The organism is Blastomonas sp., assembly GCF_030373265.1.
Classification (GTDB): domain Bacteria; phylum Pseudomonadota; class Alphaproteobacteria; order Sphingomonadales; family Sphingomonadaceae; genus Blastomonas.
Map to the genome: position 1 here is coordinate 27,774 of NZ_JAUCZC010000027.1, position 20,001 is coordinate 47,774.

At 64.9% G+C, this 20,001-nt stretch carries 20 protein-coding genes; 5 read left to right on the plus strand and 15 right to left on the minus strand.

Translation table 11 applies throughout. The features are described 5' to 3' along the window. Positions 1-3: 3 nt before the first annotated feature. The 7 genes from QUV11_RS14290 to QUV11_RS14320 all read right to left on the minus strand — a co-directional run bounded on the left by QUV11_RS14290 (position 4) and on the right by QUV11_RS14320 (position 7,627). Complete coding sequence (locus QUV11_RS14290; RefSeq protein ID WP_300883566.1) at positions 4-1,338, minus strand: APC family permease; 1,335 nt, start codon at positions 1,336-1,338, stop codon at positions 4-6. Continuing rightward, positions 1,335-2,837: a peptide MFS transporter gene (locus tag QUV11_RS14295; protein WP_300883567.1), complete on the minus strand. Its 1,503-nt coding sequence runs from the start codon at positions 2,835-2,837 to the stop codon at positions 1,335-1,337. The genes QUV11_RS14290 and QUV11_RS14295 overlap by 4 nt, the downstream gene beginning before the upstream one ends. Positions 2,838-2,996: 159 nt before the next feature. Further along, positions 2,997-3,449 (minus strand): hypothetical protein, encoded by a 453-nt coding sequence (locus QUV11_RS14300; RefSeq protein WP_300883568.1) that lies wholly within the window; start codon positions 3,447-3,449, stop codon positions 2,997-2,999. Positions 3,450-3,516: 67 nt separating this feature from the next. After that, entirely contained in the window at positions 3,517-4,077 is a 561-nt protein-coding gene (locus QUV11_RS14305) for a VOC family protein (RefSeq protein WP_300883569.1), read from the minus strand. Further along, positions 4,074-4,889, minus strand: a complete 816-nt coding sequence (locus QUV11_RS14310; protein WP_300883570.1) for a GNAT family N-acetyltransferase — start codon at positions 4,887-4,889, stop codon at positions 4,074-4,076. The genes QUV11_RS14305 and QUV11_RS14310 overlap by 4 nt, the downstream gene beginning before the upstream one ends. Before the next feature lie 154 nt (positions 4,890-5,043). Next, positions 5,044-7,065 (minus strand): hypothetical protein, encoded by a 2,022-nt coding sequence (locus tag QUV11_RS14315; RefSeq protein ID WP_300883571.1) that lies wholly within the window; start codon positions 7,063-7,065, stop codon positions 5,044-5,046. Positions 7,066-7,228: 163 nt separating this feature from the next. Next, a complete protein-coding gene (locus QUV11_RS14320; RefSeq protein WP_300883572.1) occupies positions 7,229-7,627 on the minus strand; it encodes a RidA family protein in 399 nt (132 codons plus the stop codon). Positions 7,628-7,712: 85 nt separating this feature from the next. On the opposite strand from QUV11_RS14320, the gene QUV11_RS14325 reads away from it, so the two are divergent. The 3 genes from QUV11_RS14325 to QUV11_RS14335 are packed head-to-tail and all read left to right on the plus strand — an operon-like array spanning position 7,713 to position 10,584. After that, complete coding sequence (locus QUV11_RS14325) at positions 7,713-8,552, plus strand: cytochrome b/b6 domain-containing protein (protein ID WP_300883573.1); 840 nt, start codon at positions 7,713-7,715, stop codon at positions 8,550-8,552. Next, positions 8,549-9,325 (plus strand): molybdopterin-dependent oxidoreductase, encoded by a 777-nt coding sequence (locus QUV11_RS14330; protein ID WP_300883574.1) that lies wholly within the window; start codon positions 8,549-8,551, stop codon positions 9,323-9,325. Before QUV11_RS14325 ends, QUV11_RS14330 begins: the two co-directional genes overlap by 4 nt. Before the next feature lie 29 nt (positions 9,326-9,354). Then, positions 9,355-10,584, plus strand: coding sequence for a cyclopropane-fatty-acyl-phospholipid synthase family protein (locus tag QUV11_RS14335; protein ID WP_300883575.1), 1,230 nt, complete (start codon positions 9,355-9,357; stop codon positions 10,582-10,584). On the opposite strand, the gene QUV11_RS14340 is transcribed toward QUV11_RS14335, so the two are convergent. The 8 genes from QUV11_RS14340 to QUV11_RS14375 form a co-directional block, all read right to left on the minus strand. Then, positions 10,576-11,709, minus strand: a complete 1,134-nt coding sequence (locus tag QUV11_RS14340) for an MBL fold metallo-hydrolase (RefSeq protein ID WP_300883576.1) — start codon at positions 11,707-11,709, stop codon at positions 10,576-10,578. The two genes, QUV11_RS14335 and QUV11_RS14340, sit on opposite strands and share 9 nt — an antisense overlap. Beyond that, on the minus strand, positions 11,709-12,416 hold the full coding sequence (locus QUV11_RS14345; protein WP_300883577.1) for a DUF1013 domain-containing protein: 708 nt from the start codon (positions 12,414-12,416) through the stop codon (positions 11,709-11,711). The genes QUV11_RS14340 and QUV11_RS14345 overlap by 1 nt, the downstream gene beginning before the upstream one ends. A gap of 156 nt (positions 12,417-12,572) precedes the next feature. Beyond that, positions 12,573-13,910: a hypothetical protein gene (locus tag QUV11_RS14350; RefSeq protein WP_300883578.1), complete on the minus strand. Its 1,338-nt coding sequence runs from the start codon at positions 13,908-13,910 to the stop codon at positions 12,573-12,575. Between the two features lies 1 nt (position 13,911). Continuing rightward, positions 13,912-14,634: a DUF4331 family protein gene (locus tag QUV11_RS14355; protein ID WP_300883579.1), complete on the minus strand. Its 723-nt coding sequence runs from the start codon at positions 14,632-14,634 to the stop codon at positions 13,912-13,914. Between the two features lie 5 nt (positions 14,635-14,639). Beyond that, entirely contained in the window at positions 14,640-15,290 is a 651-nt protein-coding gene (locus tag QUV11_RS14360; protein WP_300883580.1) for a hypothetical protein, read from the minus strand. Between the two features lie 98 nt (positions 15,291-15,388). Further along, positions 15,389-16,414 (minus strand): glycosyltransferase family 1 protein, encoded by a 1,026-nt coding sequence (locus QUV11_RS14365; protein ID WP_300883581.1) that lies wholly within the window; start codon positions 16,412-16,414, stop codon positions 15,389-15,391. A 19-nt stretch (positions 16,415-16,433) separates the two neighbouring features. Then, positions 16,434-17,375, minus strand: a complete 942-nt coding sequence (locus tag QUV11_RS14370) for a UDP-2,3-diacylglucosamine diphosphatase (protein ID WP_300883582.1) — start codon at positions 17,373-17,375, stop codon at positions 16,434-16,436. A gap of 137 nt (positions 17,376-17,512) precedes the next feature. Then, positions 17,513-18,493: an NAD(P)H-quinone oxidoreductase gene (locus QUV11_RS14375; protein WP_300883583.1), complete on the minus strand. Its 981-nt coding sequence runs from the start codon at positions 18,491-18,493 to the stop codon at positions 17,513-17,515. A 126-nt stretch (positions 18,494-18,619) separates the two neighbouring features. Between QUV11_RS14375 and QUV11_RS14380 the strand changes: the two genes are divergently transcribed. Further along, the gene (locus tag QUV11_RS14380) at positions 18,620-18,820 is read left to right on the plus strand and encodes a DUF1192 domain-containing protein (RefSeq protein ID WP_300883584.1); all 201 of its coding nucleotides are present in this window, start codon (positions 18,620-18,622) and stop codon (positions 18,818-18,820) included. Between the two features lie 298 nt (positions 18,821-19,118). Further along, positions 19,119-20,001, plus strand: an 883-nt coding sequence (locus QUV11_RS14385; protein WP_300883585.1) for a Clp protease N-terminal domain-containing protein, incomplete at its 3' end; no start/stop codon positions are given.

Here is a 20,001-nt window from a genome sequence, read left to right on the forward strand (position 1 = left end):
CTTTCAGGAACCCGGGACGGTGGAACGGTCGGTTGCGCCCCGGCTCCGGAGCTCGCGCGCCTGATAGATGACAGCCGTCGCCAGCACGAAGGCACCGCCCATCACCAGCTCGCGCACGGCCAGGGTGGAGAGCAGCCAGACGATGATGACGGCAGCAGCGGTTGGCACAAAGGCCCCGCCGGGGGCGACGAACGGGGGACCGGCCTGCTTCACATCCTTCGCCCGCAAACGCAGGACGCCCAGGCAAACGATAAGATAAAGCAGCAACGTTCCAGAGACGGTCAGCACGACGAGTTGCTTGAAGGACCCCGATGCGCTGACAAGGACGACCGCCGTCGCATAGAGGGCGATGGCATTGCTGGGCGTGTGGCGCGTCGGATGGATCCGCGCGATCCAGCGCGGCAATTGCCCCGCCTCGGCCAGCGCGAACGCGGTGCGCGGGGAGGAAAACATGTCGGCGACCATGAAACCGCCGATCGAGATCGCCGTTGCCAGCAGCAGCAGGCTGGCACCCATCGGCCCGACCAGTTTGCCGGCGACATCTGCCAGCGGCGTGGCCGTGCCCGCGAGCGCGGGACCCAGCACGCCTTGCGCGGTGATCTGCAACGCGAGGTACAAGCCCGCGACACCGCCGAGCGCCAGTGCAAGTGCGCGCGGAATGGTGCGCGCTGGATCTCGCGCCTCTCCGCTCAGGCCCAGCCCGCATTCCACGCCCATGAAGGCGAGCATCAGCATCATCGCACCCTGGCCCACCCTGTCGACCGGCGGTGGGGCCGGCCATGCCAGATTGACAGGCTCGATCGCGAACACGCCAACCAGCACGATCGCCAGCAGAGGCGTCAGCTTGAGCAATCCGATGGTGACCGTCAGCCGGGCACCGTCGCGGGCGCCCGCGATGTTGACCAGCGCCAGGGTGCCATAAATGGCGATCAGCAGTGCAAGACTGGCGCCACCGTTACCAAGCGCTGGCCAGATCGACGCCAGGATGTCGATGAAGAACCGCGCCAGTGCGGCCGCAGAGCCGATCGCGCCAGCTATCAGCGCGAGCATCCCGGCAACACCCCCGACCACCGGCCCGAACGCCGCGCTGGCATAGGCATAAAGGCCGCCGCTTGCCTTCACCCGGCTCCCTGCTTCGGCAAAGCACAGCCCCAGCAGGCAGATCAGCACCGCGCAGACCAGATAGGCGATGATCGCCGCCGGACCGAGCAGGCCCGCCACCAGCCCCGGCAGGCTGAAGATACCGACCCCAACCATAGAGTTGAAGGCGGCAAAGGCGATCCCCGGCACGCCGACGACCCGATCGAGCTGGGGTTTCGAGCGCGCAGGATCGCTCATGGCGCGGTCGCCCTGGGCGCAAGCAGGCGCGTGGCAGGCCGCGCGATCAGCAGCATCGCGATCAGGGGACCGGCTGCGAACCCAGCGTGGAGCAGGTAGAAGTCGACGCGCGACATTGCGCCCCAATAGCCGCCGACCGCCCCCATCAGCACGCTGCCGACGAAGGTCGAGAAGAACAGGACTCCCATCATCGTCGCGTTGAGCCCGCGCGGCGCCGCGCGCGAAAAAAGGGCTAGCAGTGTCGGCCAGTAATACAAAAAGCCGACCCCGTTGAGCAGGCTGAGCAGGAATGGCCAGATCATCGAAACCTTCAGACTGGCGTCCGCATCGATCCAGCCTGCCGGGAGCAGCATGAGCAGGTTGGCCAGCACGGTCAGCAGATAGCCGATCGCGATTTTGCCCTGCTCGCCGGGCTCGCGGCCCCTGCGCTCCTGCCACCGCCACCCCAGGATCAGCAGCGGCACCAGCGAGAAACAGAACAGGCCGTCGAGCGCGACGAAAGCCGGGGTCGGAACGGTCCAGCCCCACAGGGTGCGCGTCACCGACTCCTCGATAAACAGCAACCCCATGTTGGTCTGTTGGTAATAAGCGATCACGACCGGAATCTGAATCGCGCTGATCGCTCCGAGCACGGCCACAACCTGCCAGTCGTGGCTTGTCATGGGCGGCGGCCTGGATCCGCCGCCGATGCGTTTCACATCGGGTGGCAGATGCGGCCAACCCTTTGCGTAGATCACCAGCGCGATCAGCATGAACCCGCCGGCAAGGCCAAAGCCCGCGTGCCAGCCCCAGGCCTGCGCGACGATCGCGCAGATCAGCGGCCCGGCGAACGCACCGACGTTGATCGCCGCCGAGAAGATTGCAAAGGCCCGGGTGCGGCGGTTCTCCTCACCGGGCGGATACAGGTGCCCCACCTGGGTCGAGATGTTGCCCTTGAGGCAGCCCGACCCGAGGATCAGCAGCGCCAATGCGGTCAGGAAACCGGCGTCGAAGGCCATCAGAATATGGCCCGCCGCCATCAGCACCGCGCCCAGCATCACCGTACGCCGTTGGCCAAGCAGCCGGTCGGCGAGCAGGCCGCCGAACATCGGCGTGAAATAGACCAGCCCGGTATACAGCCCGTAGACCTGGCTGGCGAAGGCGCGGTCGGACAGCGGCCCGGTGATGCCTTCCAGCGCCGAGCGAAAGACACCGAGCCCCAGCACGCCGCCCATCACTTCAGGAGTCAGCAGCCGCTGGATCATGTAGAGCAGCAGCAGCGCCGACATGCCGTAGAACGAGAACCGCTCCCACGCCTCGGTGAAAGCGAGATAGGCCAATCCCTTGGGATGACCGAAAAAGCTGCGGTCATCGCCCGATGCAAATCCGGGCGATGCCACCGATACGTCTGCGGGAGGAGCGGCGACGGCGATCATCCGGGCGTCCGATCCTGGCCTGGAGCCGACGAGCGTCGCGCCTGCAACTGCGACATCAAGCCCTGGAGATCGGGCATGCGCCATTGCTCGGCGGTCCTGCCGTCGGCCAGCCGCCGTGGCGGGCATTGGTGAAGGTACCTGAGATCCTGCATTGCAGCCTGCCTCGCAAATAGCTGCCCGTTTCCCCGGCGGACGGGTGGGTCGCAATCCCCGCCCGCCGAAGCACTGGCTGCGCTGGGCTTGTCAGCGCGGCGTGTATTCCTGCAGCATCATGGTGCCGCGCAGCTTGCGGAACTTGGCGCGGTTGCCGGATTCGGCGTCGAGCTGCTCGTCGCTCTTTTTGATCCAGGCCATGTATTCCTTGTTGCGGCGCTCGATCTCGGGACCGTTGGGAATGTCGCGATAGGTCGACGCGAGATAGAGGTTGGGCTCGCCATCGCGGGCATCGACGTTGACATAGATCTTGTAGTCGCTGATCCAGCCCTTGGACTTGGCGAACGCCTGTTCCTTGGCCCATTCACTGGCCAGGAACTGCGCATAGGCTAGCGTTCCGCCATCCTCGACAAAGATTCCCGACAGGCTGGTATATTCACCCGCGACGAGCGGAAACTCCTGCGCCGCTGCGGCCACTGGCAGCGCGACCGGCGCCGCGATCAGCATCACGGCTGTCATCATCGTTTTTGTGATCAGTTTCATTGTCTTTCCCCTTGTTGTGCTCGCCCGTGCCTGGGCTTGCCTCTGCGAAAGTGCGTGAAAATGGATGCTAGAGCCCATGCTCGCTCGGGATCGGGCTGGGCGGGCCTGTCGGGAGACGCAGCAGCGCCGCCTCGCTTGCGCCCGCCCGGTAATCGGCGAGCAGCGCCTCGGGATCGTACCCGACGCCGATCGGATTGGCGGCGAAGGCCGGGCTGGCGAAATACGCGATCGCATCTTGCGGGCCCAGCGCATCGGCTTGAAGCTCGATGCGGTTGCCGTCAGGGTCCTGATAATACAGCGACAGCGTCATGCCGTGGTGGACCGGCCAATAGGGCGTGATCCCCAGCGCCTTCAGCCGCGCATAGGTTTCCAGCAGATCGCCGGCGCCGGCATACGTGAAGGCGGTGTGGTTGACCCCGATATCGCCCTGCCGGCCGTCGCCGCCGGGTCGCATCACATCGAGATTGGCTATGGCGAAGCGGTGGTTCTCCTCGTCGAAGGCGAGGAAGGTGAGCGCCGGGTCACGGTGCACGGGGTGCGCGTTGAAGACGGTGCAATACCAGTCGATCATCGCCGCATACCGGCGTGTCATGTAGACGATGTGGGCCAGATGAGCAGGAACGGTCATGCCCGGGCCGGCGCAAAAGCGTAGAGGTCCATCTGCGCGCCGTCCGCAAACCCCATCGCGCGATACAGCGGGCGGCCCATTTCGGTGGCGTGGAGCCAGAGGCGCTTCGGCCCCGCAACGTGTTGCACTGCCTCGATGGCGCGGCGCATGGCGGCCTCGCCATAGCCCCTGCCGTGCAACCCCGGCAGCGTGGCGACCATTGCAATGTAGATCACTGCGCCCAGCAGATAGGCCTGCGCGGCCGTGACCGCGCGCCCGTCTTCATAGCCTACGACAGCGACCTGTGTTCCCGTCCAGCGGGGCAATGTGCCGGTCACAGCAAAGGCGTTGTGCGGCATGCCATAGGCGTCAGCATTGACCCGCCCGACATCGAGCGCCGTCGCTTCATCGCTGGCGAACCGGAATTCGAGCGCAGGTTCATCGCGCCGCGCCGGGGCCAGCGCAAAGGCTGCCATACCCCACATGCTCATGCTGTAGGCCAGGCCTGCCTCTGCAAGAATCGCCGCGCCGTTCGCCGGCAACCAGTCAGGTGACAGCAGCAGCATGGCATCGTGCGGACAGGCCTCAGCATAGCCGTGCGCGGTCGCAATCGCCTGCCGGAGGGCCGCTTGGCTTTCAAGCGGCGCGCTGAGCGTGATCATGTTGAAGAAGGGGCAGTCGGTGTGTGACAGGGTGACCGCCACGGGGCCGACATTGGCCAGAACATGCCCTGGAAACTGGCCGGCAACATATCGCCACGCGTCAACCAAGCATCCGGCGACACTGCCAGTATCGAGATTGCCGCTGTCCATCGGGTTTTTGACCGCGCCCACGAAGCCCCCCATTTCCGACAGGCAGAGCTCCGCCCACGATCGCCCGGGGTGTTTCCGGCCAACCTTATGGCGTTGAAATGTCCGTCAATTTTCGATGGCCCTTGATGCCTGCGTGAGGCGCGGACCGTCAATGGCAGGGACCGTCAAAAAAGCGTCAATTCCGCCTTGGATCGCATGGCATGCGGTCGGGCCAGCCATATTTGTTCCATGCGGCGACGAATCCCATCCGTTCGGCAAACGCCATGAAATCGGGATGTTTGGTCGTGCGGTTGATTGGGTCGAAATCCGCCCAGAGCACCATCAGTCCGGTGACATTCACCGCCGTTGTCTGCTCGCCGAAAATCTTCATGACCAGTTCGGCATGCCCCATCCATATCGCCGGGTGTGAGATCGTGTTGTCATACGGGTCGGGCATGATTTGGTGCAGTACATCGAGCGTACCGCAATATCTGGCGCGTTCTTCCGGATCGCCGCTGCACACCCCCCGTGAGGTCAGGGTGAAATAGGCATCGCGCGCCTCGTCGGTGAGCTCGGTCATCCCTGGTGGTAACGCGAAGGTGGAACCGAGGAGCAGGCGCATATCCCAATAAATCTGCACGGCCCGGTCATATTCTCGATTGGCGACGTGCGCCAAAGCCAGCCAGAAGGCAGGAAACCCCAGATCGGCCATCCGTTTGCCCGCAGCGATAGCCTCTTGGATGTTCCCAAGGCACAGATGGGTGGCGCACAACGCGGCGTAGTTTCGCCCGTGTACGGGGTCGCCTGCCACCACCTCTTCGATATATGGCAACGCCGTAGTGGCGCGACCGAGATACACCAGAATGATTCCAAGCCGCAGCGTCACGTTCAGATCATTGGGTGCCAGCCGATGGGCTTCATAGACAAGATCCAGCGCGCCCACGGCATTTTGGTTGATGAACTCGTACAGACCCAGCATCGCCCGCGCATGGCCCTGGGCCGGGTCGAGCGATATCGCCTTGCGGGCAGCCTGAGCCATCGACTGGAGACGTTCAACGCGGTTGGTCGCGGACGTGAAACCGGCCACGTACAGGTGCGTTTCGGCAAGTGCTGCCCAGCATTCCGCAAAGTCCGGGTCGAGCAGCAGCGCGTTTTCGAGCATATCCTGCCCCTTGGCGATCACGCCTTCTCCCGCCGTCCGCAATGTCATTTCACGGCCCTGCAGAAACAGCGCGTAAGCATCGCGGTTGGTCGTCATCCGACGCACGGGCGCGGGCAGAACATCAACGCCCAGCGCGCCACACAGCCCCGCTATGAAGTGGCTGCCGATGATCGCGCGTGACCTGATGGCATCGGCAACGGTCCCGTCATACCGGTCAGACCAGATCTCTACCCCCGACCTGCCATCGATCAGCCGAAGGCTTACGCGCACGCCATCATCAAAACGGTGAACGTCACCCTCGATCAAGTGGGACGCAGAAAGCGCGTCGGCCATGGCAGGAAGCGTCCCCCCGCCTTGGACAACATTCAGCACGGAGGTGCGGCCCAACAGCGCCAGCGCGGAAACCTCAGCGAGCCGAAACGTCAGTTCATCGACCACTCCGTCGGCGAGAAAGAACGCGCCGCCGACCGCGTCATGCTGCTTCAAGGGCAATATCGCGATGCGCGGCTTGCCATCGCGCAGCCATGCCGGAGCGCGAGTCCGGACTTGCCAAGCCCTGGCAAGTTGATCGCGGCCCGCAAAATCGCCTTCATGGTCAAGCGCCGCCAGCGCCCGCTCGACCGCGACCTGCAACCGGGTGTCGACCGTCTCGCGGCACTTTGTCAGCCAATTTTGGAACGGAACCCCCAGTTGCATCTGGTCGAGCAGCGGGCGGCTGCCTATCGCCTCGATCCAGCGGCATGCGTTGGCGACGTCCACCTCGGCCAGGCCGGCTTCCAGCTGCGCCAGATCGCTCTCCAAACCGCAAGGATCGATCGCGATGCGGCCATGCGATGTATCGAGGACCTTGCTGACGAGGGGCGCGAGTGCCTTGTCGAGGCTAAGCAGGCATTGCCGCAAGCTCGCGCGCGCCTGCGCCTGATAGCGTCCGGGCCAGAGCAGCTTGCTGATGTAATCACGGTCCAGCGCGTCGCCTGGTGACAGGCACAGCATGGCCAGAAGGGCGCGGGCACGCCGATTGGAAATTACAACCTCAGCGCCGTCCGGCATCATCAAGGCGAAAGGGCCAAACAGGGAGACCCGTAAGACGCCAGAGGCAGGTGCCGAGCTTGATTGCGCTGTCAATGTCACCCGCGGCCCTCCCCACGCAGAATGATACTGGCTTATTCACGAAAACCACAAGCGAATGATTGCCGCGGTATCCTGCCTCGCGTCTGCATCAACCATCGCTCGCCAAAGCGATCACATCGATCTCGACCATCAGTTCGGGCAGCGCCAGCGCGCGGACTTCGACGATCGTGTCCGCAGGCCAGGGCGGCGTGAAATAGCGCCGCCGTGCCTCGACGATCTTGGGGAAGTTGGCCATGTCGGTGAGGTAGATCGTCACCTTGATGATCCGGCTCCTGTCGCTGCCCCCCGCCGCCAGCACGCGATCGATCGCGGCGAACGTCGCCTCGAGCTGCGCGTCGAAGTCGCCTTCTCCAACGATCGCGCCCTGTTCGTCGATCGCCGCCTGGCCCGAAAGGAACAGCAGGCCGCCCGCTTTCCAGCCGGGTGAAATGGCGTAGGCGCCCAGCGGATCGGGGGATAGCGTGATGACGGAGGCGGTGGAGGGCATGACAGCGGGCCTTTCATGGTCTATCTGCACATCGGTTGGAAACCTGACTGCTCCCTCCTTGTAACCCAGAAGGCGCTCGCTGCGAATGACGGGCATGATTGCCACGATGGATCCTGCCGATCCCGTATCCTCGCCCGCCAAGGCTGCGGAAGACCCTGCGCACAGCCATGCGCTGACCACCCGGCTGTGGCACTGGATCAACCTCGTCTGCCTCGTCACGTTGTTCATGTCGGGGCTGATGATCTTCAACGCGCACCCGCGGCTGTACTGGGGCGAATATGGCAATCGCGACGAGCCCGCATGGCTCGCCATCGGGGCCCAGGGCGCGCAGGGGTATCTGGCGATCAGCGGACAAAGGATCGACACCACCGGGGTGTTGGGGCGGTATCGCGATCCCGATGGAACGCCGCGCAACCGCGCCTTTCCGGGATGGGCGACGGTCCCCACCGACTATAATCTGGCCGACGCCCGGCACTGGCATTTCTTCTTCGCGTGGATATTCTCCTTCGGACTGCTGGCGTTCATGGTTCGGAGCCTGTTCAATGGGCATATCCGCAAGATGATCGCGATGCGCAGGGCTGAGTGGCGGCCGCAGCATTTGTGGTCGACCGTTGTCGATCACGTCCGCCTGAAATTCCACTCTGCCCCGGGTGAGGCCTATAACCCGCTCCAGAAACTGAGCTATATCGCGGTGATCTTCATCGCATTGCCGCTGATGATCGTCACCGGCCTTGCGATGTCGCCGGGGGCCGATGCCGCGTTGCACTGGCCCAGCATGCTGTTCGGCGGGCGGCAGTCGGCGCGATCGCTGCACTTCATCATCGCGTTTGGACTGCTGGGGTTCCTGCTGGTGCACGTGCTGCTGGTGCTGCTGCACCGGCCGCTGACGCTGCTGCGCGGGATGACGATTGGAGCCAGACGATGACCGACAAGGCCCCCTCGTCGATCCTCACTCGCCGCGCTCTGGTCGGCTCGCTCGGGCTGGCGGCAGGCGGGCTGCTCACCGGATGCGACGCGCTCAACGCCAACCCTGGCTGGCGCGAGACGCTTCGCCTGGCAGAGACCGGCAACATGGTGGTCCAGCGCGCGATGCTGGGCCGCGAAGCCCTGGCGCGCGAATATGCGCCGCGCGACATCGGCCGATCGGTGCCGGCCAACGGAACGCGCATCCCGGCTGATTCAGACTACACGCGTCAGGCGGCGACGGGGTTTGCCGACTGGACGCTGGCCATCGACGGTCTGGTCGAAAAACCCACCCGCTTTGCGCTCGGCCAGATCCGGTCGATGCCGCGCCAAACCCAGATCACCCGGCACGACTGTGTCGAGGGCTGGAGCGCGATCGGCCAGTGGACCGGGGTGAACCTGAGCGTCCTGCTCGACACGGTCGCGGTCAAGCCGTCGGCGCGCTATCTGGTCTTCCATTGCGCCGATACCCTGCGCGCGGGCCCCTATTACGAGAGCATCGACATGATCGATGCGCGCCATCCGCAGACGATGATGGCTTGGGCGCTCAACGGCGAACTGCTGCCGATCGGCAATGGCGCCCCGTTGCGGCTGCGGGTGGAGCGGCAGCTCGGCTACAAGCACGCCAAATATGTCCGCCGGATCGAGGCGGTGGCTGACTACCGCCTGAGCTATGGCGGCGGCGGCGGCTATTGGGAGGATGCTGCCGATTATGAATGGTATGCTGGAATCTGACTCCGGATTGAGCCATAACCGGCCCCGTCATGGCATTGATTGATACTTTTCTCGGTAGGCTTGTGCGCCACGGCACGCTGCAACTGACCGATCACAAGGGTGCGACGCGCACCTTCGGCACCCCCACTTCGGGCTTTCCCGACATCGCGGTGCGGCTCGCCGACGCAGATGTCGCGCGGTTCATTGCGCTGCGACCCCGGCTGGGCGCGGGCGAGGCGTATATGGATGGCCGTCTGATCATCGAGCGCGGCGATATCATGGACCTGATCGCGTTGATCCGCGCCAACGCGCCTTGGGAGAAGGGCGGCGATCTCAAGCCCCGCGGGCCATTGCGGCGGACGGTGAAGGCGATTGCCGGACGTATTGGCCAGCTGAATGATGCCAGCCGCTCGCAGCGCAACGTGGCCCACCACTATGACCTCGATGACCGCTTGTACGACCTGTTTCTGGATGCCGACAAGCAATACAGCTGCGCCTATTTCACCGATCCGGCCAACAGCCTGGAACAGGCGCAGGGCGACAAGAAGGCGCATATCGCCGCCAAGCTCGCCTTGCGGCCCGGCCAGAGCGTGCTCGATATCGGCTGTGGCTGGGGGGGCATGGCGCTGTATCTCCACCGGGTCGCCGATGTCGATGTGCTGGGCATCACGCTGTCTACCGAGCAGCTCAAGGTCGCGCGCGCGCGTGCCGAGGCCGCAGGCGTGGCGGATCGCGTCCGGTTCGAACTGATCGATTATCGCGCGCTGACGGGCAGTTTCGACCGGATCGTCTCGGTGGGCATGTTCGAGCATGTCGGCAGGCCGCAGTTCGAGACCTTCTTCCGCCATTGCCGTAACTTGCTGGCAGATGATGGCGTGATGCTGCTGCACACCATCGGCCGGATGGGCGGGCCGGGCAGCACCGATGCCTTCACCACCAAGTATATCTTCCCGGGCGGCTACATCCCGGCCTTGAGCGAGATCGTGCGCGCCAGCGAACCGTCACGGCTGATCGCCACCGATGTCGAGACGCTGCGGCTGCATTATGCGCACACGTTGCGGGAATGGTACCAGCGCACGTTGGCCAAGCAGGCCGAGATCGAGGCGCTGTACGATGCGCGCTTCTTCCGGATGTGGACCTTCTATCTGGCAGGCGCGACCGCGGCGTTCGAACATGGCGGGATGTGCAACTATCAGGTGCAGTTCGCGCGCAGCCGCCACGCGCTGCCGATCACGCGGGATTATATGGCGGAAGCCGAAAGCGGATACCGCTCAGGCTGAATACCAGCCGACGCCATCGCGCATAATGCAGGTCGCGCGGCCTGCGCATTCGAGATAGCGCAGATGCGCCAGCGCCTCACCGGTGGCGATGCCATAGACGCTATCGTCGACCTCACGGGCAAACAGGATGCCGAAGGTGTCGACCGCGCGCATGTCCTGCTGCTTCAGCGCTGCCTCGAGCACGTTCAACCGGTCGAGATGCCCGTCGCGCAGCGCATCGAGCCGCGCATGCACACCGGTGAACGGAAAGCCGTGCGCGGGCAGGATCAGTTCGTCGCCGGTCAGCGCCGCCCTGAACTTGGCGATGCTGTCGAGCCATTCGCGCAACGGATCGGCATAGGGTTCGCTGGTCATCACCGAAACGTTGGAGGTGATCCGCGGCAGGATCTGGTCGCCCGCGATCACCACCTGGCCTGCGCGGTCGACCAGACAGGCGTGTTCGGGCGTGTGCCCGCCACCGGTCATCACCGTCCATGTGCGTTCGCCGATGGCGACGTCCGCACCGTCGTCGAGCCGAGTATGGCTGATCGGCACTTCGGAGACCATCCGCGCGAAATTGCCCCAACCCTTGAGCCGCATCTGCTCGACCCGTCCGTCGTCCCAACCCGCCATCCGCATCTGGTCGAGCGCCTCTGCGGGAGGTTCGGCCCGCACGTCCGATGTCAGCATCCGTGCCATCAGCCATTCGGTGCGATTCATCCACAAGCCCACGCCAAACCGGCGGCACAGCCAACCGGCAGCGCCGACATGATCGGGGTGGAAATGGGTGACCAGCACGCGGGTGACCCGCCGGCCCTGCAGGCCTTCGGCGAACAATGTCTTCCAGGCATCGGTCGATGCCGGCATGTACAGCCCGGTATCGACGATCGCGACGCCATCACCCTGCTCGTCGGTATCGTCGAGCAGCCAGATGTTGATGTGATCGAGCGAGCCGGGCACCGGCAGCCGCGTCCAGCCCAGACCGGGCTGGATCGCGAAATACTCGCCATAGCCCGGTGCGTGGTCGCCGAGCGGGTAGGTCAGGCCCCGGAATTCCTTGGCTTCCAGGCCGTGATCGGCCAGCGAAGCATCATAGGCAGGCGGCCCGCTGCGGGCCGGCAGTCCGTCGCGGGCCTGATCGTCCATCAGGCCTTGTCGCCTTCGGGCTCACCTTCCGAGCCGCCCAGCAGAGCCGATTCGATCTCCGCTTCGCGCGCGGCGTCTTCGGCGGCCTTGTTCGCAGCCGTCCGCTCGGCGCGCAGTTCCTCGATCAGCGCCTCGCGGTCACCGCCCAGGCGGGTGTCGGTGGGGGCTTCCTCGGTGATGCCGGCCTTCTTGGCGGCCTTGGCGACGATCGCATCGAGTTCGCGCTGCGAGCACAGGCCCAAAGTGACTGGGTCCTTGGGCTGGATGTTCGAGATGTTCCAGTGGCTGCGGTCGCGGATCGCGGCGATGGTGTTGCGGGTGGTGCCGATCAGCTTGCCGACCTGCGCATCGGAGATTTCCGGGTGGTTGCGCAGGATCCAGGCAATGCCGTCGGGCTTGTCCTGGCGCTTGGAGACCGGCGTATAGCGCGGACCCTTGGTGCGGCGGACCTGCGCCGGGCCGGCCTGGATCTTCAGCCGGTATTCGGGATCTTCCTGGCCCTTTTCGATTTCGCTGAGCAGCAGCTCGCCCGCGCGCACCGGATCGCGTCCGGTGTACTTGGAGCTGGCGAGGTCGTCGGCCATCGCCTGGACTTCCAGAATATGCAGGCCGCAGAAATCGGCAATCTGTTCGAAGCTGAGGCCGGTGTTGTCGACCATCCAGGATGCGGTGGCGTGCGGCATCAACGGCTGGGGGTTGGAAGACATGCGCGTTTCTCCAAAAAATATGGCCACCCCTCGCGGGGTGGCCGAATAACGGTCAGCGTATATGCCAAAGTTGCCCCGGGAGCAAGCACGGTGCCAAGCGAGGCCGGCAACGGCGCATTTAATCTGCGGGGGTAACGCCAAGGCTGCCGAGGGGGCTCACGCCAGCGCGTTCATCGCGCGTGCGCGGCGGCGTTGCTCAGCTGCTTTCTCGGCGAGCCCGTTCGCCTCGAAGACGTCCGCGGCCGTGCTGTGCAGATCGGGGGTGCGCCAGCGTGATGCCAGCACCTGCTCGATCATCGCCTGTGCCTCGCGCGCGCGTCCGTTGCCCAGCAGCGCGCGAGCCAGCGCGATTTTGGCCTCGCCATAAGGGCGCGCTTCGTGGTTGCGCTGCGCCAGTCGCAAGGCGCAGGGCCAGTCGCCCTTGGCGACGCAATGATCGATCGCGTGGCCATAAGTGGCTTCGGGAAACTGGGTGAGCCTTCTGGACCAGATTGTCCACGAACGGGCATAGAGGCGACGGGCTTCGGCCTTGTCGCCGCGTGTTTCGGCGATGCCCGCGAGGGCGTCGATGAATTCGGGGTGGCCGGTGCGGCGCACGATGTCGCGGTAGAGCGCTTCGGCCTGCGCGGGCTTGCCCTGCAGGTTCAGGACCTCCGCGATATGCTCCTCGATCAGCCAGCGGCCGGGAAACAGCGTGTCGGCCTCGCGGAAATGCGCCATTGCGTCATTGAGGCGGCCGCGATCGAGGTCGAGGATGCCGCGCTGGAGCGCCATATAGGAGCGGGTCTGCGGCGAGGGCGAGCGATAGCCACGTTCGGCCTCGGCCAGATAGGCGTCGGCCTGATCGACATCGCCGGTGCGCGCGGCGAAGATCGCGCGGCGAAAGCTCGCCGAACCGGGGACGAGAGCGTCGGCCTTATCGTAGTCCGCCAACGCCGCCGGATAATCGCCGCGATAGAACGCGATGTCGCCGCGGATGGCGGCCATCTCGGCGCGGTCGCCCGGATCGGGGGGCACCGCATAGCCATCGATCGCCGCTAGCTGGGCCTGTGCCCGCGCGAGCCGATGCATGCTGAAATCGAGCGAGGCCTGCATTATGTGCGGGCCGCTGCCCTTGACCGCGACCTTGAAGGCGGCATCCAGCGCCTGCTGGGCTGCGGCATAATCATCATAGGATCCCGAAAGCTGCGCCCGCGCCAGCTGCTCGCTGGCGTGGATCTCGTGCATCAGCCACTGGTCCGGGGCCGCCTGCGCCGCCGAGCGCGCGTTGGCGATCCCCAGGCCTGATCGTTTGATCGCTTCGGAATAGGTGCGCGGCGGACCATTGCCCGAAAACGGCGAATCGCCCCAGTCATAGGCCGCGGGCACCGCGTCATCGGTGCCGATGCGCGCGGTGAACCACAGGGCGCCGATGACCAGCGCCGCGAGGATCCACCATTTCAGCGCCAGCAGGGCCGGCATCATCGACGCCCCGGTCGTACGCGATGCGGTCATCTCAATTGAGCGGCCGGGCACACACGCTCAGCCCCAACCGGGTGAGGTCGTCGGCCAGCGCATTGGTGAGGATGGTGAGCGTGTTCGACAGCTCGGGCACCCATTTGCCGGTGGCATCGATCGTCGGTGTGTCGTCGTTATAGCTGTTCTTGCTGGGGTTGCCCGACACCAGCGCGGTGGACACCGCCGGCATGCCGGCACGATCGACCCGCACATAGGCCGACGGCAGATCGCTGCGGAAGGTGAAGTTGGTACCCGCGCCTCCCGATGTCGGCGGAGCGCCGAGCGGCGGCGCGAGGAACGGGAACGTGTTCGGCAGCGGCTGATCGACCGCAGCGGGATTGACCGGAAGGTTGGCGAAGGTCGTTGCCGGATGGCGCGACAGATCAAGGAAGATCACCGCCAGCGTCACATCGACCACCGGATCGAGATAGCGGCGGCCATTGGGAAAGCCCGCCGGCTGATTGAGATCGAGCTGCAAAACATCGGGCACCACCAGATTTGCCACCGTCCGGCCGGGGACGACCGTCTGGTTGAGGCATGGCCCGACATCGAAGCTGGTCGGCGTCGGGGTGGGCGGAGGCGTCGGTGTCGGCGTGGGGGCGACCGCGACGGGCGGAACCACGACCGGATTGGGCGCGGGATCGTTGCTGCCGCAGCCAGCGACCAGGGCGGACAGGGCCAGCAGCGAGACCAGCGTGAGCGATGCAGGGGTTTTGGTCATGACACTCAACTCCTGATCCGTGCAGAGGATGTCCAGATATCGAGCGGCTGCCCCCGGTCGATCAGGCCGCGCGGAATGCCGATGATGACGAAGGTCGAGTTGAGCCCGGCAAACCGGTTGCGCGCGTTGTTGAACGATAGATTGCCGGTGGCACGCGAATCGCGCAGGCCTTGCGGATCGAAATTGAACGGATCGTCGAAGACCCCGGCGCGCACCATGATGCCGTTGCTGGTCGTTAGGTTGCGTTCCACCGGGCCGCGCAACAGGCTTTCGCCGGGCAGGTTGCGGACTTCGATCCCCGGATTCGCGCCATCGCGCCCGAAGCGGATCTCGATCGGAAATTCGATATCGGTCCGCGTGCCGGTGTTCGACACGTTGATCGTGTACAGCACGTCGGGATCGTAGAATCCGGGCAGGTTGGTCGCCGAAGGGCCGCCAAAGCCGATCGCGAGATACACGTTGTTGACGTCGTGGAAGGCGTAGAGATCGGCGATATCGGCGGCAATGTCGAAGCCGACGGTGTTGGTGTCCGAGCCCGTTCGCGCAGGCGGATCGAAGTGATCAGCGGCCTCGAGCGCCTGGTAACCGGCAACCCCGACAGCGCCCGCCATGAGTGCGCACGGCAACGCTACGCGAAACAATTGTCTGATGATCATACTCGCCCCCGTTTTGAAGAAACACTTCGCGGGCGACCCTTTTTATAATCTACGGCATAGTGGCTCGGTTGCCAAATGCTATTTCGTTGTCGGCGCAGTCAGGCGGCCAACGCTTCGGGCGCGGCAATCGGGACCAGAGCGCTCAGGAACTGCCGGGTGCTGGCCTCCCATGTGAAACCGCGGCCTGCTTCGGCGCACCCGTTGCGGTCGAGCAGCAGCGCGCCGGCAATTGCCTCCTTCAGATCCTCGTGCATCACGCCGGACGCCGGGCCGAGGACGTCGAGCGGGCCCGAGACCGGGAAGGCGGCGACGGGTGTGCCGCAGGCCATCGCCTCGATCATCACCAGCCCGAAGGTGTCGGTGCGGCTGGGAAAGACGAAGACATCCGCGCCGGCATAATGGCCCGCCAGCGCCTCGCCCGATTGCGCGCCGACGAAGTGCGCGTGCGGATAGGCCCGCGCGAGCGTTTCGCGTGCCGGGCCGTCACCGACCACGACCTTGCTGCCGGGATGGTCGCTGGCGAGGAACGCCTCGATGTTCTTTTCCACCGCAACGCGGCCGACATAAAGCTGGATTGGACGCGGCAGGCCTGCATAAAGCGCGGGAGGCGCCGCAGACGGCGTGAAGCAGGCCAGATCCACCCCGCGGCCCCAATGGACCACCTGATGCAGCCCCTGTTCGCGAAGCTGCTGCCGCACCGTTTCGGTCGAGACCAGGATGCTGGCGGCAGGCGCATGAAACCAGCGGATGAACGGCCAGAACATTGCGGCGGGCAAGCCCGTGCGCCGCGCGAGATAGTCCGGAAACTGGGTGTGATAGGCGGTGGTGAAAGGGTGGCCGTGGTTGAGGCAGAAGCGGCGTGCGGCGATGCCCAGCGGACCTTCGGTGGCGATGTGCACCGCATCGGGAGCAAATTCGGTGAGCTGCGCGCCCACGCCGTATCGCGTCGCCAGCGCGAGCCGGATCTCGGGATAGGACGGGCAGGGGATCGAGGCATATTGATCGGGCGAGACCACCAGCACGTCGTGGCCGAGGCCGCGCAGCCTTTCGGTGACCGAGCTCAAGGTCCGCACCACGCCATTGACCTGCGGCGCCCAGGCATCGGTGACGATCGCGATCTTCATCCTGCCGTCCTCCGTTCGCTTACGCCGCCTGAGGCTGCAGGGCGCTGGCGGTCTCGAGGTCCGCCTCGGCCGCCTGGCGCTGGGCGATGATGTCGGCCCAGTGCAGAACCTCCATCCGTCCATCGAAATGCTCGACCAATGCGGTGCAGCCTTCGACCCAATCGCCGTCATTGTAATAGGCGACGCCGTTGATCTCGCGGATCTCGGCGGTGTGGATGTGTCCGCACACCACCCCGTCGACCCCGCGCTCGGAGGCCGCGCGGGCGACAAGTTCCTCGAAGCGCGAGATGAACTCGACCGCGTTCTTGACCTTGTGCTTGGCCATCTTGGACAGCGACCAATAGGACAGACCCAGCCGCTGGCGCACCCAGTTGACCGACAAGTTCATCCCCATCAGCGCGTGGTACAGCGTGTCGCCGACGAACGCGAGCCAGCGGTGGGCGAGCATGATTGTGTCGAACTCGTCGCCGTGCAGCACCATCAGACGGCGGCCGTCGGCGGTGTCGTGGAACGCCGCCCGGCGAATTTCGACCCCGCCGAAATTGAGCCCGGTGAACTGGCGGAACATCTCGTCATGGTTGCCGGGGATGTACACGATCCGCGTCCCGCGCTTGGCGCGCTTCAGGATGCGCCAGACGATGTCGTTATGCGCGGGCGGCCAGTAGAACTTCTTCTTCAGGCGCCAGCCATCGATGATATCGCCGACCAGATACATCGTCTCGCTGTCGACATGGTCGAGAAAATCGATGAGCATCGCGGCATTGCAGCCCTTGGTGCCCAGATGGACGTCCGAAATCCAGACGGTGCGATACCGCCGCCGCGCCTCGGATGTGGCCTCCGGGGTGTAGGGCTGGCCATCGGGAAACCCCGCAACGTTATCGAAAGTGCCGGTAGGCAAGCCGTTATTGCCATCGGCGCCGATCAGCGCGCTGATCTGTTCGCTGAAATCGTCCAGTGCCATGCCGGTTCATGCTCCCGTGCGGAAAACTCTTCCCTCGGGACCACGCCAATGGCGGTCTAATGTGACATCTGGAATCGCATAGCGATGACGGGTTTGTGACAGACAGCGGTGCTGTGTGCGAAATCAGGACGGCCGCATCAGCCGATTTCGAGCACGATCTTGCCGATCAGGTCGCCCGATTCCATCTGCGCATGCGCCTTTGCCGCCTCGGCCAAGGGATAGCGGCTGTGGATGATCGGCGACAGTTCGCCGGTGGCCACCAGCGGCCAGACCTCGCGCGAAATTTCGTCGGCAAGCAAGGCCTTGAAGGCGTTCGAGCGTGGGCGGAGCGTCGATCCGGTGAGCGTCAGCCGGCGGCGCATGATCTCGAGCACCGAAATCTCCGCCTTCATCCCGCCCTGCACCGCGATGGTGACATTGCGGCCATCATCGGCAAGGCACGCCATGTTGCGCGGCAAATAGCTGCCGCCGACCATGTCGAGCACGACGTTCACGCCCTTGCCACCGGTGAGCTTCTGCACTTCCTCGACAAAGTCGTGCGTCTTGTAGTTGATCGCGTGCGCCGCGCCGATCTTCAACGCTGCGTCGCATTTGTCGTTGCTGCCGCAGGTGACGATGACATGCAGGTCGAAGAGCTTGCCCAGCTTGATCGCCATCGACCCGATGCCGCTGGTGCCGCCGTGGACCAGCACGGTTTCGCCGTCGCGGACATAGGCGCGCTGGAACAGGTTGTGCCACACGGTGAACAGGGTTTCGGGCAGCGCGGCAGCCTCGGCCATCGAAATGCCCGACGGGACGGTGAGGCAATGGTCGGTGCGGGCAATGCAGTATTCTGCGTAGCCGCCGCCAGCGACCAGAGCGCAGACCGGCTGGCCGATCATCGCATCATCCGTATCGGGGCCGACCGCCACCACGGTTCCGGCGATTTCCAGCCCCGGGACGTGCGGGGCGCCGGGCGGCGGCGGATAGAAACCCTGACGCTGGATGACATCGGGCCGGTTGACGCCGGCGGCCGCGACGCGCACGAGCAGCTCGCCCTTGGCAGGCACCGGCACCGGCATCTCGCCTGCGACCAGAACCTCCGGCCCGCCGGGCTCGGCATAGTCGATGGCCTGCATGACTGATGGTATCACTGTGGCTGTTGCCAGAGCCGACATCCCTTGCCCCCTGTTTTCGTGCGCTGTCAGCGGATTAGCGCGCGGTCATATTGACAGTAAGCCTGTCTGGGTCAACACTAAGCTCCCATGGAACCCGATGAGAGCCTGTCGCGGCTGCGCGCCGATGCTGCCCAGAAACTGGGCACCGAGGACGTGGATGCCTATTCCGTGGACGAACTTGATGCACGGATCGCGCTGTGTCAGGCCGAGATTGCACGCTGCGAAGCGCGCAAGGCCTTTGCCACCCGGCACCGCGCCAGCGCCGAGGCGCTCTTCCGCAAGGGCTAGGCGCGCTGGCGCTCGCAGCTGCATGCCCGTCGGCCAGAATGATCTGGCCCGGAATGATCTGGCCCGGAATGATCTGGCCCAGAATGATCTGGCATGGTCTTTGCTGTCATTATTCTTGAGCTTGGGCTTGCGCCCGGCTGGATTTGGCGAGACACTCGCCTATATTGATGTGTGAAAAGCGCCCCGGAGTGGATTTGGGGCAATGGCAATGAGGCGCTTGAACAAAGAGGCCCGGCTCTTTTTCCGGGCACATTGACTGTAAGACCGGGCCTCCCGCCCGGCGCGGAGTATCGCTGCTATGCCGTCCTTTGCCGAATCCCTCGAAAAAACGCTGCATCAGGCGCTGCACAATGCCGCCGACCGCCGCCATGAATATGCCACGCTGGAGCACCTGCTGCTCGCGCTGATCGACGATGCCGATGCCGCGCAAGTGATGCAGGCCTGCGGTGTGGATCTGGGCGAGCTGGGCGATGCTGTGACGCACTATCTCGACAACGAGCTGGACTCGCTCAAGGTTGCCGAAAAGACCGATCCTGCGCCGACCTCCGGCTTCCAGCGCGTTGTCCAGCGCGCGATCCTGCATGTCCAGTCCTCGGGCAAGGACGTCGTCACCGGCGCCAATGTGCTGGTCGCGCTGTTCTCCGAGCGCGAGAGCTATGCGGTCTATTTCCTGCAGCAGCAGGACATGAGCCGCCTGGATGCGGTGAGCTATATCAGCCACGGCATCGGCAAGGGCGGCCAGGCGGTCGAACAGCGCAGCCCGCGCGGATCTGAGGAACCGCAGGAAGAAAAGCAGGACACCTCTGGCAAGCAGAAGAAGGACAGTGCGCTCGACCAGTTCACCGTCAATCTGAATGCGCGCGCGATGGCCGGCAAGATCGATCCGCTGATCGGTCGTGGTCCCGAGGTCGACCGCACGATCCAGATTCTGTGCCGCCGTTCGAAGAACAATCCGCTCTATGTGGGCGATCCCGGCGTCGGCAAGACCGCAATCGCCGAAGGCCTTGCGCGCAAGATCGTCGAGGGTGAAGTGCCCGAAGTGCTCGAAAAGGCGGTGATCTATTCGCTCGACATGGGCGCGCTGCTTGCCGGCACCCGCTATCGCGGCGACTTCGAGGAGCGCCTCAAGCAGGTCGTCTCCGAGCTCGAGAAGATGCCGCACGCGGTGCTGTTCATCGACG

Coding starts and splice junctions, on each gene's coding strand:
- QUV11_RS14290 (WP_300883566.1), bottom strand. CDS start 1,338: ATGAGCGATCCTGCGCGCTCGAAACCCCAGCTCGATCGGGTCGTCGGC.
- QUV11_RS14295 (WP_300883567.1), bottom strand. CDS start 2,837: ATGGCGCATGCCCGATCTCCAGGGCTTGATGTCGCAGTTGCAGGCGCG.
- QUV11_RS14300 (WP_300883568.1), bottom strand. CDS start 3,449: ATGAAACTGATCACAAAAACGATGATGACAGCCGTGATGCTGATCGCG.
- QUV11_RS14305 (WP_300883569.1), bottom strand. CDS start 4,077: ATGACCGTTCCTGCTCATCTGGCCCACATCGTCTACATGACACGCCGG.
- QUV11_RS14320 (WP_300883572.1), bottom strand. CDS start 7,627: ATGCCCTCCACCGCCTCCGTCATCACGCTATCCCCCGATCCGCTGGGC.
- QUV11_RS14325 (WP_300883573.1), top strand. CDS start 7,713: ATGACGGGCATGATTGCCACGATGGATCCTGCCGATCCCGTATCCTCG.
- QUV11_RS14330 (WP_300883574.1), top strand. CDS start 8,549: ATGACCGACAAGGCCCCCTCGTCGATCCTCACTCGCCGCGCTCTGGTC.
- QUV11_RS14335 (WP_300883575.1), top strand. CDS start 9,355: ATGGCATTGATTGATACTTTTCTCGGTAGGCTTGTGCGCCACGGCACG.
- QUV11_RS14340 (WP_300883576.1), bottom strand. CDS start 11,709: ATGGACGATCAGGCCCGCGACGGACTGCCGGCCCGCAGCGGGCCGCCT.
- QUV11_RS14345 (WP_300883577.1), bottom strand. CDS start 12,416: ATGTCTTCCAACCCCCAGCCGTTGATGCCGCACGCCACCGCATCCTGG.
- QUV11_RS14350 (WP_300883578.1), bottom strand. CDS start 13,910: ATGACCGCATCGCGTACGACCGGGGCGTCGATGATGCCGGCCCTGCTG.
- QUV11_RS14355 (WP_300883579.1), bottom strand. CDS start 14,634: ATGACCAAAACCCCTGCATCGCTCACGCTGGTCTCGCTGCTGGCCCTG.
- QUV11_RS14360 (WP_300883580.1), bottom strand. CDS start 15,290: ATGATCATCAGACAATTGTTTCGCGTAGCGTTGCCGTGCGCACTCATG.
- QUV11_RS14365 (WP_300883581.1), bottom strand. CDS start 16,414: ATGAAGATCGCGATCGTCACCGATGCCTGGGCGCCGCAGGTCAATGGC.
- QUV11_RS14370 (WP_300883582.1), bottom strand. CDS start 17,375: ATGGCACTGGACGATTTCAGCGAACAGATCAGCGCGCTGATCGGCGCC.
- QUV11_RS14375 (WP_300883583.1), bottom strand. CDS start 18,493: ATGCAGGCCATCGACTATGCCGAGCCCGGCGGGCCGGAGGTTCTGGTC.
- QUV11_RS14380 (WP_300883584.1), top strand. CDS start 18,620: ATGGAACCCGATGAGAGCCTGTCGCGGCTGCGCGCCGATGCTGCCCAG.